Source organism: Kitasatospora sp. NPDC005856 (assembly GCF_040629945.1).
Classification (GTDB): domain Bacteria; phylum Actinomycetota; class Actinomycetes; order Streptomycetales; family Streptomycetaceae; genus Kitasatospora.
The window spans coordinates 48,874-62,847 of sequence record NZ_JBEXWT010000052.1 but is presented as its reverse complement, the minus strand read 5'-3'; the positions used below and the strand labels follow the sequence as shown (position 1 = coordinate 62,847).

13 protein-coding genes and 1 tRNA gene are annotated in these 13,974 nt (G+C 74.6%); 7 read left to right on the top strand and 7 right to left on the bottom strand.

Features of this window, described 5'->3' with window-relative positions; genetic code table 11:
• The 3 genes from ABZ449_RS26905 to ABZ449_RS26895 form a co-directional block, all read left to right on the top strand.
• On the top strand, positions 1–940 hold a 940-nt coding region (locus ABZ449_RS26905), incomplete at its 5' end, for an NDP-sugar synthase (RefSeq protein ID WP_360350869.1).
• Positions 941–1,132: 192 nt separating this feature from the next.
• Positions 1,133–2,137: a Yip1 family protein gene (locus ABZ449_RS26900; protein WP_360350866.1), complete on the top strand. Its 1,005-nt coding sequence runs from the start codon at positions 1,133–1,135 to the stop codon at positions 2,135–2,137.
• 174 nt (positions 2,138–2,311) lie between these two features.
• On the top strand, positions 2,312–3,202 hold the full coding sequence (locus tag ABZ449_RS26895; RefSeq protein WP_360350863.1) for a metal-dependent hydrolase: 891 nt from the start codon (positions 2,312–2,314) through the stop codon (positions 3,200–3,202).
• Positions 3,203–3,285: 83 nt separating this feature from the next.
• On the opposite strand, the gene dcd is transcribed toward ABZ449_RS26895, so the two are convergent.
• Positions 3,286–3,861, bottom strand: a complete 576-nt coding sequence (dcd, locus tag ABZ449_RS26890) for a dCTP deaminase (RefSeq protein ID WP_360350860.1) — start codon at positions 3,859–3,861, stop codon at positions 3,286–3,288.
• A 71-nt stretch (positions 3,862–3,932) separates the two neighbouring features.
• Positions 3,933–4,154, bottom strand: a complete 222-nt coding sequence (locus ABZ449_RS26885; RefSeq protein WP_174315667.1) for a hypothetical protein — start codon at positions 4,152–4,154, stop codon at positions 3,933–3,935.
• 276 nt (positions 4,155–4,430) lie between these two features.
• Here ABZ449_RS26885 and ABZ449_RS26880 point away from each other — a divergent pair.
• Positions 4,431–4,501 (top strand) — tRNA-Gly (locus ABZ449_RS26880).
• 216 nt (positions 4,502–4,717) lie between these two features.
• On the opposite strand, the gene ABZ449_RS26875 is transcribed toward ABZ449_RS26880, so the two are convergent.
• Positions 4,718–5,653 carry a LysR family transcriptional regulator gene (locus tag ABZ449_RS26875; RefSeq protein WP_360350857.1) on the bottom strand — a complete coding sequence of 312 codons (936 nt, stop codon included), beginning with the start codon at positions 5,651–5,653 and terminating at the stop codon, positions 4,718–4,720.
• Between the two features lie 145 nt (positions 5,654–5,798).
• Here ABZ449_RS26875 and ABZ449_RS26870 point away from each other — a divergent pair, with 145 nt between their 5' ends.
• A complete protein-coding gene (locus ABZ449_RS26870) occupies positions 5,799–7,109 on the top strand; it encodes an MFS transporter (RefSeq protein ID WP_360350854.1) in 1,311 nt (436 codons plus the stop codon).
• A 383-nt stretch (positions 7,110–7,492) separates the two neighbouring features.
• On the opposite strand, the gene ABZ449_RS26865 is transcribed toward ABZ449_RS26870, so the two are convergent.
• Both ABZ449_RS26865 and ABZ449_RS26860 read right to left on the bottom strand, forming a co-directional pair.
• Entirely contained in the window at positions 7,493–8,611 is a 1,119-nt protein-coding gene (locus ABZ449_RS26865) for a nucleotide disphospho-sugar-binding domain-containing protein (protein ID WP_360350851.1), read from the bottom strand.
• A 215-nt stretch (positions 8,612–8,826) separates the two neighbouring features.
• Positions 8,827–9,609 (bottom strand): alpha/beta hydrolase, encoded by a 783-nt coding sequence (locus ABZ449_RS26860; protein WP_360350848.1) that lies wholly within the window; start codon positions 9,607–9,609, stop codon positions 8,827–8,829.
• 382 nt (positions 9,610–9,991) lie between these two features.
• Between ABZ449_RS26860 and ABZ449_RS26855 the strand changes: the two genes are divergently transcribed.
• Entirely contained in the window at positions 9,992–10,471 is a 480-nt protein-coding gene (locus ABZ449_RS26855; protein ID WP_360350846.1) for a hypothetical protein, read from the top strand.
• A gap of 489 nt (positions 10,472–10,960) precedes the next feature.
• Here ABZ449_RS26855 and ABZ449_RS26850 read toward each other — a convergent pair whose 3' ends face one another.
• A complete protein-coding gene (locus ABZ449_RS26850; RefSeq protein WP_360350843.1) occupies positions 10,961–11,608 on the bottom strand; it encodes a response regulator transcription factor in 648 nt (215 codons plus the stop codon).
• A gap of 46 nt (positions 11,609–11,654) precedes the next feature.
• Positions 11,655–12,896, bottom strand: a complete 1,242-nt coding sequence (locus ABZ449_RS26845; protein ID WP_360350840.1) for a sensor histidine kinase — start codon at positions 12,894–12,896, stop codon at positions 11,655–11,657.
• Positions 12,897–13,318: 422 nt separating this feature from the next.
• Between ABZ449_RS26845 and ABZ449_RS26840 the strand changes: the two genes are divergently transcribed.
• The gene (locus tag ABZ449_RS26840; RefSeq protein ID WP_360350837.1) at positions 13,319–13,879 is read left to right on the top strand and encodes a heme-binding protein; all 561 of its coding nucleotides are present in this window, start codon (positions 13,319–13,321) and stop codon (positions 13,877–13,879) included.
• Positions 13,880–13,974 lie beyond the last annotated feature (95 nt).

The following is a 13,974-nucleotide window of genomic DNA, read 5'->3' as shown; positions in this document are numbered from 1 at the left end:
GTACGGCATCGAGCTCGTCTACCTGACCGAGCGGGAGCCGCTGGGCACCGGCGGGGCCATCCGCAACGCCGCCTCCGGCCTGACCTGCGGCCCGGACGAACCGGTCCTGGTCTTCAACGGCGACATCCTCTCCGGCGTCGACATCGCCGCCCTGCGCGACGGCCACGTGGCCGCCGGGGCCGACGTCACCCTGCACCTCACCCGGGTCGAGGACCCGCGCGCCTTCGGCCTCGTCCCGACCGACGAGGACGGGCGGGTGCTGGAGTTCCTGGAGAAGCCGGAGACCCCCGAGCAGATCGTCACCGACCAGATCAACGCCGGCTGCTACGTCTTCACCCGGTCCGTGATCGACCGCATCCCCGCCGGCCGCGAGGTGTCCGTCGAGCGCGAGACCTTCCCCGAGCTGCTGGCCACCGGCGCGCTGCTGCGCGGCGTCGTCGACACCTCGTACTGGCTGGACCTGGGCACCCCGGCGGCCTTCGTCCGCGGCTCGGCCGACCTGGTGCTCGGCAAGGTCGACTCCCCGGCCGTCCCCGGCCCGACCGGCGACGCCCTGCTGCTGCCCGGCGCCACCGTCCACCCGGGCGCGGTGCTCAGCGGCGGCACCGTGGTCTCCGAGGACGCGGTGGTCGAGGCCGGCGCGATCGTCGAGGGCAGCGTGATCCTGCCGGGCGCGGTGATCGGCCCGGACACCCTGGTCAAGGACTCGATCGTGGGCGCCTTCGCCACCGTCGGCGACCGCTCGGCGCTGGACGGCGCGGTGATCGGCGACGGCGCGATCGTGGAGTCGGACAACGAGCTGCCGAACGGCATCCGGATCGCCTGCGGCACCCTGCTGCCGGTCGGGGCCGTCCGCACCACGGCCGGGCCGGGCGGCTGCCCGGCGGGCACCAGCGCGGCGGCGGCGGTGCACGGGCCGTCGGTCGGCGCGCAGCGGTAGCGCTTCCGGGGGCGGGGACGAGGGCGGGAGCGGGGGCGGGGGCGGGGGCAAGAGCTCCTCGGCTTCCGGGGATCGGGCTCCCGGGGGCCGGTCCGGCGGGTTTTCGGCCCCGTTCGTCTCAGCCTCGCTGCAAACCGGCCCCGGCCCCGTCCGGGGCCGCCGCGGGCCGGGCCGGGCGGGTACCTTCGGACCGTGGCTGGTAATCGATACGACAGCGGTCAGGGTGCGGACCGTCCGCGGCACGGCGGGTGGTCGGCGCCTCCGCCGCCGTCGGTGCCCGGGGGGCACGGGGGGACGGACGGGCCGGAGTACTTCACGGGCCCGCACGCGGCGGCGCCCGGCGGGCCCGGTGGCGCGCCCGGTACGCCCGGCGGTCCGGGGTACCCGGCGGGGGACGGGTACGACCCGTACGCGGCGGACCGGCCCGGCACCACCCGGGCCTTCCCGACCGGCGACCCGTACGCGGCCGGCGGCCCGTACGGGCCCGCCCAGGGCTACGGCCCGGACCACGGCTACGGCCCGGACCAGGGGTACGGCCCGGACCAGGGGTACGGCCCCGACCAGGGGTACGACGGGTACGACCAGCAGCCGTACGGCCAGGACAACGTCGCCGTCTACCGGGCCGGCGGCCAGTCCGCCCCGCACGTCGCCGGGCCCCGGCCGCACTGGCGCGAGCTGTTCACCGGCCTGTTCCGCTCCCCGACCGCGGTCTTCGACCGCACCCGCGACCACCAGGTCTGGCTGCCCGCCCTCACCGTCTCGCTGCTGTACGGCGCGCTCGCGGTGCTCGGCATCGGGCTGACCCACGACGACATCGTCAACTCGACCTTCACCGTGGCGCTGACCGGCATCCTGGCCGCCGCCATCGGCTTCACCGTGACCGGCGCGCTCTTCGGCGGGGTCACCTACGCGCTGGCCCGCCAGCTCGGCGGCGACGGCCCGTGGAAGGCGACCGTCGGCCTGGCCGCGCTGATCGGCTGGCTGACCGACGCGCCCCGGCTGCTGCTCGACCTGGTGCTGCCCTCCGGCAGCGCCGTCGTCCAGGTCGTCGGCTGGGCCACCTGGATGCTCTGCGCGTACCTGCTGACCAGCATGGTCCGGCGGCTGCACGACCTGCCGTGGGGCAAGGCCGCGGCGGCCGCGGCGATACAGCTGGTCGCGCTGCTGGTGCTGATCAAGCTGCCGACGCTGGGCTGAGGGCCTCGACGGGCGAGAGGCTCCGGCCAGGGCATCGACGGGCCGCGGGCCTCGACCGGCCGCGGACTTCGACGGGCTGAGGCGCTTCCAGGCGCGAAGGGCAGAATGGGGGCGGGTCACGGCCGAGCGCCGGGCCCGCCCACCCTCGTCGTCCCACGTTCACCGGAGCCAGGCATGACCCTCCCCACCACCCACGTCAGCTTCCCGGCCGGGGCGGTGACCGGCGAGTCCCCGGTGCTCGCGGTGCACCCGCTGGCCGACGGCCGGTACGCCGTCGTCACCGAGGCGACCCCGTTCCACCCGCTCGACCACACCTGGCCCGACCAGCCGGCCGACCTCGGCACCCTGACCGTGGACGGCACCGAGCTGGCCGTCGTCGACTGCCTGACCGGCGCCGTCGGCCCGGAGGGCGGGGAGCCGCTGGTCGGCGCCGACATCCCGGTCCGGCGCGGCGACGAGGAGTGGTCCTGGCTGGTCCTGCACGTCCTCGGCGGCGACCCCGGCGACATCGTCGGCCGCACCGCCGCGCTCGCCGTCGACGCCGACCGGCGGGGCGCCCTCAGCGCCTCGCACAGCGGCTGCCACCTGCTCGCCCTCGCCCTGAACGCCGCGCTCGCCCCGCGCTGGCGCAAGGACCCGGGCCGCTCGGACGCCTTCGGCCACCCGGACTTCGACAGCCTCGCCATGGCGAGCTCGGTGATGGACACCGCGGCCAGCACCGACACCTACCGGCTCGGCAAGTCGCTGAAGAAGAAGGGCTTCACGGTGGACGCCACCGAGGAGTTCCCGGCCCTCGCCGATGCCCTGCCGGCCCTCACCGAGGCCGTCAACGCCCGGCTGGCCGCCTGGGTCGCCGCGGACGCCCCGGTCCGCATCGAGGTGCCCGGCCCCGAGCTCACCGCCCGCCGCCAGTGGCACTGCGAGCTGCCCGAGGGCGGCGCGCAGATCTTCTGCGGCGGCACCCACCTGCACCACCTCGGCGAGCTGGCCGAGCTGCGCACCGAGCTGCGGCTGTCCGAGGACGGCACCGAGCTGGTCGCCGTCACCAGCCCGAAGCGGTCCTGAGAACGCCGCGGGCGGCCACCCCTCCTCCGTCCTCGGAAGGGGCTGGCCGCCCGTCGTGCGTGCGCTCTGCGGAGCCCTTCGGCTCAGACCTCGGTGCGGTGGAAGTTCAGGAACGAGCGCGACGGCGTCGGGCCGCGCTGGCCCTGGTAGCGCGAGCCGTAGCGCGCGGAGCCGTACGGGTGCTCCGAGGGCGAGGAGAGCCGGAACAGGCACAGCTGCCCGATCTTCATGCCCGGGTACAGCTTGATCGGCAGCGTCGCGACGTTCGACAGCTCCAGGGTCACGTGGCCGCTGAAGCCGGGGTCGATGAAGCCCGCCGTGGAGTGGGTGAGCAGGCCCAGCCGGCCCAGGCTCGACTTGCCCTCCAGCCGGGACGCGACGTCGTCGGGCAGCGTGATGACCTCGTACGTCGAGGCCAGCACGAACTCGCCGGGGTGCAGGATGAACGCCTCGTCGCCCTCCGGCTCGACCAGCCGGGTCAGGTCCGGCTGCTCCTCGGAGGGGTCGATGTGCGGGTACTTGTGGTTCTCGAACACGCGGAAGAAGCGGTCGAGGCGCACGTCGATACTCGACGGCTGGATCATCGCCGGGTCGTAGGGGTCGACGACGACCCGGCCCAGGTCGATTTCGGTCCGGATGTCCTTGTCAGAGAGCAGCACGCTTCGAGGTTACGTGCAAGAAAGGGCCCCGGACGAATCCGTCCGGGGCCCACCTGCCCTTTCGCCGGCCGTCAGGCCAGGAACTCCGCGGCCTCCAGCCGCATCGCCCGCGCCAGTTGCGGCTCCGACAGCTCCCGCACGTCGGCCAGCACCGAACTCCGCAGCCGTCCGCACTGCGGACAGCGGATCAACCGCCCGGGGCCGAGCCGGCCCGGACCGAGGTTCTGCATCGGGAACGTGGTGGTGCTGAACAGGTGCCCCTCGGCACAACGAACGACGGCGCGCTGCTCCATCGATCCCCTTCCCATCCCTAACCCAGTACTCACCCGTACTCACGCGCCCCGGCGGCCGAGCCCCGGGACAGCGTCACGTTAGGGGATGTTCCGGACATTCCGCACCATGGCTCGCCGCCTCGGCCCCCACCCACCGGAGCACTCGTACGCGGCCCACACAGTACGCCCCCACACCCGCCCCACCGTGCTCCGCCACGTCCACCGACCCCCTGTGCAACCACCGTCGCGAATGGGGTACAGTGACACTGGATCGAGCGGTCTCTGACGGCTCATCAGGCGGGCGTAGTTTAATGGTAGAACATGAGCTTCCCAAGCTTAGAGCGCGAGTTCGATTCTCGTCGCCCGCTCCGGCAGTAAAGGCCCAGGTCACACGACCTGGGCCTTTCGCGTTGTCCGGACCGGTTCGGCCCCGCCGTGCCGGATCGGTGCGAGCGGGGACGGCGCCGGTCGTGGACGGGGCCGACGTTGCCCGGTGCGGTAGCCGGTGCGCGGCACTGGTTCGCCGGCGGCGACACCGAGCCGGCGGTGGTCACGCTGCCGCGGTTCCCGGCCGGGGCGGGCGGTCAGTGGGGGCGGATCCAGATGGGGGTCCAGGTGTCCGGCGTGACGGGGGCGGTGGCGGTCGCGGCGAGGTGGGCGCGGAGGGCGGGTAGGGCGGGGTGGGGGTTGTCGCGGTGCCAGAGGAGGGAGTGGGGGTAGAGGGGCGTCGGGTCGGTCACCGGGATGCGGCGCAGGCCGTGGCCGGCGGGCCAGACGAGGCGGGTCTGCTCGCTCATGAAGGTGGCCAGGGCCGGGGTGTCGGCGATGGTGTCGAGGAGCACGTCGGAGCCGAAGTTGGGGCCGGTGGCCTCGATGGTGAGGCCGAACTCGGCGACCAGGTCGGCGTAGTAGGCGCCCCACTCGGTGCCGGGGGCGATGCCGGGCATCCAGATCCGGTGGCCGACCAGGTCGGCGAGGGTCACCGACCTGGCGTCCGCCAGGGCGTGTTCGGGACCGGTGAGCAGCTGGAGCGGTTCGTCGAGCACCCGGACGGACTCGATGTCTTCGGGCAGGGGCCGGCCGGGTGCGGCGACGGCGCGGAAGGACGCGTCGATCGTGCCGGAGCGGATGGCGGCGACGGCGGTGTCGATGTCGACCAGCATCAGCACGTCGAGGTCGATGTCGGGGTGGGCGCCGTGGAAGCCGCGCATCAGGCCCGAGGCCGCGCCGCGTGAGTTGATCACGTCGACCCGCAGCGGGCGGCGGCCGGCGCGTACGGACGCGACCGCGCGCTCGGCGACGCGCAGCAGCTCGCGGGCGTGGGGGAGGAACGCCTGTCCGTCGATGGTGAGTTCGGCGCCACGCGGGGTGCGGGTGAACAGTCGCACGCCGAGGTCGCGCTCCAGTGCGGAGACGCGCTTGGAGACGGCCTGCTGGGTGACGGCCAGGTCGACGGCGGCCTTCTGGAACTGGCCGGCCTCCGCGATGGCGGCGAAGGTGCGCACTGCTTCGAGGTCCACGTCGGCCCACCCTAGTGAACAACCAGTGGTTGTACGGAGTGGGTGGATCGGTTGTTTGACCTGCGGCCGGGCCGCCCGGTTGGCTCTCACCGGTCAACTCCGGTTTGTTCGGCCGGGGTCGGGTCGTCGAGGGAGCGCACCGAGCATGAGGGGTGGGAATCGGCTGGGCCGGCGGTTCGGCTGGCTGTGGGCGGCGTACGCGGTGAGCGCGTACGGGTCCGGGCTGGGGTTCGGGGCACTGCCGCTGATCGCCGTACTGGTGCTGCACGCCGGGCCCGCGGAGGTGTCCGCGCTGTCCGCGGTGGGGCCCGCGGTGGGGGCGCTGGTGGCGGTGCCGCTGGCGCCATGGGTGGAGTTCCGGCGCAAACGCCCGGTCATGATCGCGACGGACCTGATCCGGTTCGCGGCCATGGCGACGATCCCGGTCGGGTACGCCCTCGGCCGGCTCGGCTTCGTCCACCTGCTCGTGGTCTCGGTCGTGATCGCCGCGGCCAAGATCGCGTTCGGCGCGGCCGGCGGGGCCTACCTCAAGGCGCTGGTGCGGCCGGAGGACCTGCTCGTGGCCAACGCGCGGTTCGAGTCCACGAACTGGAGCTCCATCGCGATCGGGCCGCCGCTGGGCGGGGCGGCGATCGGCTGGTTCGGGCCGGTCACCACCGTGGTGGCCGACGCGCTCAGCTACCTGCTGTCCGCGCTGGGCATCGCCGCGATCCGCGGCCGGGAGGAGGCGCCGGTCCGGGCCGGCGGGAGCCCGGGGTCGACCGGCGGGAGCGCGGCGCCGACCGGCGGGAGCGCGGTCCGGGCCGGCGCGGTGTTCGACGGCTGGCGGCACATCCTGGGCGACCCCGGTCTGCGGGCGCTCTACCTCAACAACATGCTCGTCGCCGGTCTGATCATGGCCACCGAGCCGGTGCTCGCCGTGCTCATGCTGCGCCAACTCCACTTCGCCCCTTGGCAGTACGGCCTCGCCTTCGCCGCCCCCTGCCTCGGCGGGCTGATCGGCTCCCGGCTGGCCCGGCGGGTCGTGGAGCGCCACGGCCGGGACCGGGTCCTCCGGACCGTCGGCACCCTGCGCGCCGTCTGGCTGATCGGCCTGGCCTTCGTCCGCCCGGGCGTGGTCGGCCTCGTCACCGTGATGGCCGTCGAGCTGGCGATCATCATCAACATGAGCCTGTTCAACCCGGTGCTCGCCACCTACCGGCTCGAACGCACGCCCAGGCACCTCGTGGCCCGCACCCTGTCGGCCTGGTCGATCGGGCAGCAGGCGTCCATCGCCGTCTGCACCGCGCTCGGCGGGCTGCTCGCCGGCGTCACCGGCCCGCGCACCGTCCTCACGGTCGCGGGACTGCTCATCCTCGCCACCCCGCTGCTGCTTCCCCGGCCGGACCGGACGCGGCCGGGCGCCGTACCGGGCACCCCGCCGGCCGCACCACCGGTACGGAGGACACCCGCATGAGTGCCGCCGCCACCGCCGCCACCGCCGCCACCGCCGCCACCGCCGCCACCGCCGCCACCGCCGCCACCGGCGCCGGGCCGGGTGCCCGGCTCCGGAGCGACTGAGCGGGCGCCACGCACCGGGCCCGGGGCGGGGGTTCGTCGAAGTGGCCGAGATCGATCTGGTTGCCGAGTGCGTCCGGCTGGTATCCGGCGGGCGGAGCCGGTCGGCGGAGGCGCGCACCGGGCGACGGCCCCGCTCGGCTCGGCCCGGTCCTGTTCGGTCCCGCTCGGCTCGACCCCGTCGCCCGAAGACAGCCGACGGCCGCAGGTCGGTCGACCTGCGGCCGTCGTGTCCTGCCCGGGTGCGCCGGGTGCGCCGGGTGTCCCGGAGGTGGCGGTGGATCAGCGGCGGTTGGCGAGGTCCTCCAGGGCGGGGACCAGGGCGGCCGGGCTGGGCAGGGCCGCGTTCTGGGCCTGCAGTCGGCGGGCGGCGTCGCGCAGCTCGGCGTCGCCGAGGAGGCGGGAGAGCAGCTCGGTGTCGACGGCGTCGGAGGCGGAGCGCAGGGCGGCGCCGGTGGCGGTGATGGCCTCGGCGTTCAGGAAGTGGTCCGCGCCCTGGGGAAGCAGCAGTTGGGGCAGACCGGCTTGGAGGGCGGTCAGCATGGTGCCCGAGCCGCCGTGGTGGATCAGCGCGTCGGCACGGCCGAGCAGCTCGTTGAGCGGGACCCAGGGCAGGGCACGGACGTTGGCGGGCAGGGTGCCGAGCGGGGCGAGGTCGGCGCCGCCGACCGCGAGCAGGAAGTCGGCGTCGACCTCGGCCGCCGCCTCGACCAGGCGGACCACCGCTCGGACGCCGTCGAGCTCGGCGAGCACGGTGCCCAGGGTGACGACGGCGCGCGGGCGGTCGGGCTTGCGGAGGAACTCGGCCGGGACGACGCCGCCGCCGTTGTACGGGACGTAGCGCATCGCCAGGCCGTCCGGGTCGCCGCCGAGCGGGCCGAGGTTGAGCACCGCGGCGATGTCCGGGCCGCTCAGGCCGCGCTCCTCGTACAGGTCGGACACGTGCGAGGCCACCTGCTCGGCCATGGAACGGCCCGGGCTGGCGCCGAAGTTCTGCACCACCGAAGGGATCTTGAGCTGGGCGGCGACCAGCGGTGCGGGGGAGTGGAAGGAGTCGTGGACGATCAGGTCGGCGCCCCAGTCGGTGGCGGCCGCCAGCAGGCCGTCCAGGTCGGGCCGCGACGAGTACGCGAACATGGCGGCCGCCATGTCGAAGATCTCGTCCTGGGTCTTGTCCTGGTTGACGTACTCGACCTTGCCGCCGAGACGCTCCTCGATGATCTCCCGCAGGCTCCGGCCGTCACCGATCTCGACGACCGGGAAGCCCGCGGAGCGGATCAGGTCGACCGGCTGTCCGACGGCGAACAGGACCTCGTGCCCGACGGCGCGCAGCGCCTGGGCGGTGGGAACCATCGGGTAGAGGTGACCGGCCGCGGTGGGGCCGGTGAAGAGTATGCGCATGGTGATCTCCTTGCGGATGTCGCTAACAAGGCAGTCTCACCTTCGGAGTTGACGTTCAGTCAATTTGATTTGAATCACCATGTGCGGTAATCGGCCGTTCTGGAGCGGGCCTTGTCTCGCGGGCGACGGTGTGCTCCACGCGCCGGAGGCCCCGGCCGGTGCGACCCCCGTCCGCACCGTCCGCGCGCCGTCGTCCGCGCCGTCCTGTCGGTCGGTCAGGCGGCGGCGAGGAAGTCCCGGACGGTGTCGGTGAACGCCCCGGTCTCCTCGGCGATCACGATGTGGCCGGTGTCGAACTCGGCGTAGGCGCTGCCGGGCAGGGCGGTGTGCAGCCGGCGGGCGTTCCCCACCGGGACGGTGGCGTCCTGGGTGCAGCCGATCACCAGGGCGGGGGCCTGGACGCGCGGGAGCAGCGGGCCGAGGTCCAGTCCGAGGTTGAGGGCGATGTGCCGCAGGGTGCCCGGAGTCGGTTGCATGTAGGCGGTGTTGGCCTGGACGGCGGCGCGCCCGATCCGGTCGAGGAAGCCCGGGCTGAAGGCGGTGAGGGTGGCGTAGCCGCCGAACGCGGCGGGGTGGTCGGCGAGGGAGAGCCAGGTGGCCATGGAGAGCCGCAGGTACTCGTCCTGTTCGGCGCTGATCCAGCCGGCGGCGGCGACCAGCCGGTGGACCCGTTCGGGGTGCAGGGCGGCGGTCGCGGTGGCGACGACGGCGCCGAGCGAGAAGCCGAGGATGTCGGCGGGGCCGCGGCCGGCGCTCTCGATCACGGCGGCGACCTGGCCGGCCAGGGCCTCCAGGGTGAGCGGCGCGCCGTCGTCCTCGGCGGCCTCGCTGCCGGAGAGGTCGGGGAGCAGCACGGTGTAGCGGTCGGTGAAGGAGCCCAGCAGGTCGTCCCACATGGCCGAACCGGGGCCGGTGCCGTGCACCAGGACGAGGGTGTCGGGGCCGTCGCCGACGACGCGGTAGGGGATGCGGGCGGTGCCGACGGTGATGACGGGCATGGCGGGTCCTTTCGAAAGGGGTCGGACGGCGGGTCGGACGGCGGGTCGGAGGGCTTTCCGTGGACGGCCGGTCGGCGGTCTCCGTCCGGCCGGTCGGCGTGAGAAGTAAACTACACGGTGCAGATCAGTGGTTCAACTGCACCGTGCAGTGCACTTCGAAGGTGAGGGAACGGTGAGGGAGGGAACCGGGAGGGGAACTGCCCGTACCCGCCCGCCGTCCAAGCAGTGACGGAATGCCTGCCCGGGTTGAACACCGGGAGGAGTACGGAGGGGCCCTGTGCAGTCAGGTGGTGCCGAACTGAACGTCGGACGCCCGGGCGGTGGTCCCGGAAGCGCGGGGGCCGCGCGGGTCCGGCGGTCGGGGTCCGGGGCGGAGCCGGGGGTGGCGGTCGATCAACTCGACGCCGCCGAGCGCTGCGAGACGCTGCTCCAGGACACCCTGGACGCCGTCCGGCCGGCGCCGGTCTGGCAGGGGGCGCCCGCCCGGGCGGGGGCGCGACTGCCGCTGCCGGGGCGCGAGTCGGAGCTGCTCTGGTACGTCACCCGGGGCCGGGACCTGCTCACCGTCGTCTCGCTGCCCCGACGGGCGGTGCTGGCCGACGTGGTGGAGCGGCACTGGCGGCGCTGCGGCTGGACGATCACCTCGCTGAACGCCGGTCGGGAGTGTCCGGGCGTCGCCGCCACCACTCCGGACGGCTACCGGCTGGCACTGCGCTTCGGCGAGTCGGGCGAGGTCGGGCTGACCGCGAGTTCGCCCGGCGTGGCCCGCTCGGAGCGGGGCCCGGTGCTGTCCGGGAGCGTCGACCAGTGCGCGCCGCCGCTGCCGTACGTCCGCTGTCCGTACTGGAGCGCCCTGGCGTAGGCGCCGGAGAGCGCCGGAGAAGCCGGACGCTCTGTCGGAGGAGACCGGGGGAGGCGTGGAGCGAGTCCCCCCGGACCCGCTCCACGCCGCCTCGTCGCGCGGCTTCGGCGCTGCCGCTCCCCCCGACACCCCGGCAAACCCGCCGTCCCCCTGGCCACACCCTCCGGCGAGAGCGGTCCGCACAGGCCCCGGCGAGCCCCCACCCCGGGGACGTCGTTGATCTCAAACTAACAAACCGCGTGGTTGGTTTGTCAATAGCGGAATCCACGAAACGTCCACATTGTGACGGGGCCCTCGGTGAGCGTCGAGAAGGCCCGGGACCAGGGGTTTGGGGTCGCGTCAGGGCGTCGGCGCCCCGAGCCGACCTCGCCGGGACGTCGGAGTCCGGAGGCGGAGACCGGCCCGGAATCCGACATTCCGAGCATCATGGCAGCACGCAGTGACACCGGGTGGACGCCCAGCGCAGCCGAACGAGGGGAGCGGGCCGGCTCAGCGCAGCAGCCGGCGCTCCTTCGCCACCGCCACCGCGCCCGCCCGGGTGTCCACGCCCAACTTGTCGTAGATCCGGCCGAGGTGCGTCTTCACCGTGGCCTCGCTGATGAACAGCGCCCGGGCGATCTCCCGGTTGCCCAGCCCCTGCGCCAGCTGTTCGAGGATGTCCTGCTCGCGTTCGGTCAGCTGTGGCGCGGGCGCCCGCATCTGCGCCATCACCCGGGAGGCGACCGGTGGCGAGAGCACCGTGCGGCCCTGCGCGGCCGCGTGCACGGCGGCGAACAGTTCCTCCGGCCGCTCGGCCTTCAGCAGGTAGCCGGTGGCGCCGGCGGCGATGGCCCGGGTGATGTCGGCGTCGGTGTCGTAGGTGGTGAGCACCAGGACGTGCGGCCCGCCCGGGACGGCGGAGATCCGCCGGGTGGCCTCCACCCCGTCGATGCCGTCGCCGAGCTGGAGGTCCATCAGCACGACCTGCGGCGCCAGCCGGGCGGCCAGCGCGACGGCCTCCTCACCGGTGCTCGCCTCCCCGACCACCTCGATGTCGCCGGCGCTGGCCAGCAACGCCAGCAGCCCGGCCCGCACCACGGCGTGGTCGTCGCAGACCAGCAGGCGGACGGGAGCCGTCCGGACGGGAGTCGTGCTCATTTCCGCTCCAAGGTCGTTTCCGCTCCGGGTCGTCGGTGGCCCCGACTCACCGGCGCCCCGGGCCATCAGTGTTCCCGACCCACCGCTGCGCCAGGGGGATCGCGGCGGAGACGACGGCGCCCTCGCCGGGAGCGCTCTCCACGGTCAGCCTGCCACCCAGCTGCCGCAGCCGGGCCCGCATCGCCGGCAGGCCGTACCCGCGCCCGCCTCCGGGTCCGGTCGCCTCCGGGTCGAAGCCCTGTCCGTCGTCGGCGATGTCCAGCACGGCCTGGTCGCCGAGGAAGGACAGCGTGATCGCGGCGGCCGAAGCCCCGGCGTGCTCGCGGACGTTGGCCAGCGCACCCTGGGCGATCCGCAGCAGCGCGGACTGCGCGGCCGTGGGCAGCGGTACCGGCGTGCCGTCCAGGTGGAAGCGGACCGGCAGTCCGCTCTCGGCGGACTCCCGTTCGGCCAGCGACCGCAGCGCCCGGTCGAGGGTGCGGCCGTCGGACAGCTCCGCCGGGGCGAGGTCGTGGACGAAGCGGCGGGCCTCGGCCAGGTTCCGGGCGGCCACCTCGGCGGCGGTACGGACGTGGGTGCGGGCGGTCGCCGGGTGGGTGTCCCAGGTGCGCTCGGCGGCCTGGAGCAGCATCTGCTGGCTGGACAGGCCCTGCGCCAGGGTGTCGTGGATCTCCATCGCCAGCCGCTCGCGCTCGGCCAGGGTGCCCTCCCGCCGTTCGGTGGCGGCGAGTTCGCGCCGGGTGCGGACCAGATCGGCGATCAGCGCGCGCTGCCGGGCGGCCTGCCGGGCCATGAAGAGGAAGACCCCGGTGGCGAGTCCGGCCACCGCGGGCGGCAGCAGGACGAGCGTGGCGTCGGCGCCGCCGGGCAGCCGGATCTCGGCGATCACCACCAGCAGGGTCAGCGCGCCGACCAGCGGGATGGCCGCCCGCGCGGGCAGCGCCCGCAGCACGGTGTAGATCAGCGGGACGGCGCACCACGCGAAGCTCGGCGCGAGCAGCACCAGCACCACCCAGAGGACCACCACCAGGGCCAGTGGCCACCGGCGGGGCCGGCCCGGGGCGAGCGGGTGGCGGTGGTCGAGCCAGGACCCGGCCGGCTGGGCGACGGCGAGGGCCGCGCTCAGCCCGATCACCCAGGGCGCCTGCGCGTTGCCGGAGTGGTGGGTGAGGTAGCGGTTGAGCGAGGCGGCGAGCAGCACCAGGAAGGCGGAGTCCAGCAGTAGTGCCAACCGGCCCGCGTCCGGGTCGCCGGTGTCGCGGCCGGCGGTCGGGCGGGGCTGCTGCACGGGTGGCTCCTGGCTGAACGGGTGGTGCGGGCGCGGTCGGCTCCGGCTGGTACCGGCCCGCTCCGGCGGGTGGACGGGCCCGCTCCGGCGGGTGGACGGGCCCGCTCCGGCGGGTGGACGGGCCCGCTCCGGCGGGCACCGGCCCGTACCGGCTCGTACCGGCCCGTTCGGTCCGTACCGACACCGACCTGCGTCGATCCCTCGATGGTGACCCGTCCGGCCCGGGCCCGCATCAGCCGATCGGTTGACGCCGCCGTCCACCATCATGCCCGGACGTCCGCGCCGGACCGTCGATGTGGCGGCCCCTTCCCCGGGCGGAGGATCGAAGCACGCCGCCGGGCGATCCCCCCAACGGTCCGGCGGCCCCCGAACCCCCCCGCCCCGTCCCACCCCACCCCGCAGATCCGTTGAGGAGCCCGACCATGAAGAAGACCTCCGTGCGCACCCGGGTGCTGACCGGCACCGTCGTCGCCGCCGCGCTCGCCGCCGCCACCGTGGGCGCCGTCTCGGCCAGCGCCGAGTCCACCGACACCCCGGCCGTCCCGGTCGCGGCGAAGGCCGACACCCAGAACAAGAACCTGGCCCAGAGCAGCGGCCTGACCATCGACGCCGCCACCCGCGCCGCCCAGGCCGCCCTGGACGCGGCCACCAAGGCCGGCCAGCACGTGTCGGTCGCGGTCGTCGACCGCGACGGTGTCACCCGGGTGCTGCTGAAGGGCGACGGCGCCGGCCCGCAGGCCCCGGTCTCGGCCGAGCGCAAGGCCTTCACCGCGGTGTCCTGGAACGCCCCGACCTCGGAGCTGGCCAAGCGGCTGGCCCAGGCCCCGAACCTGAAGGACATCCCGGGCACCCTGTTCCTGGCCGGCGGTGCCCCGATCCAGTCGAAGGGCGCGCCGATCGCGGCCGTCGGTGTCGCGGGCGCGCCCAGCGGCGACCTGGACGAGCAGTTCGCGCAGGCCGGCGTCGCCGAGCTGGCGAAGTGACGCGAGCCCGGCCGGTCGGCCCCTCCCTGTGACCGGGGCGGGGCCGGGCGGCCGGGCATGGTCTCGTTCGGGTGAACGCAGGGAGGGTCGCCGCA

What these genes read in the sequence shown, in the direction of transcription:
- ABZ449_RS26895 (WP_360350863.1), top strand. Translation starts at nt 2,312, where the DNA reads ATGACCCTCCCCACCACCCACGTCAGCTTCCCGGCCGGGGCGGTGACC.
- ABZ449_RS26885 (WP_174315667.1), bottom strand. Translation starts at nt 4,154, where the DNA reads ATGGAGCAGCGCGCCGTCGTTCGTTGTGCCGAGGGGCACCTGTTCAGC.
- ABZ449_RS26870 (WP_360350854.1), top strand. Translation starts at nt 5,799, where the DNA reads ATGAGGGGTGGGAATCGGCTGGGCCGGCGGTTCGGCTGGCTGTGGGCG.
- ABZ449_RS26865 (WP_360350851.1), bottom strand. Translation starts at nt 8,611, where the DNA reads ATGCGCATACTCTTCACCGGCCCCACCGCGGCCGGTCACCTCTACCCG.
- ABZ449_RS26860 (WP_360350848.1), bottom strand. Translation starts at nt 9,609, where the DNA reads ATGCCCGTCATCACCGTCGGCACCGCCCGCATCCCCTACCGCGTCGTC.
- ABZ449_RS26850 (WP_360350843.1), bottom strand. Translation starts at nt 11,608, where the DNA reads ATGAGCACGACTCCCGTCCGGACGGCTCCCGTCCGCCTGCTGGTCTGC.
- ABZ449_RS26840 (WP_360350837.1), top strand. Translation starts at nt 13,319, where the DNA reads ATGAAGAAGACCTCCGTGCGCACCCGGGTGCTGACCGGCACCGTCGTC.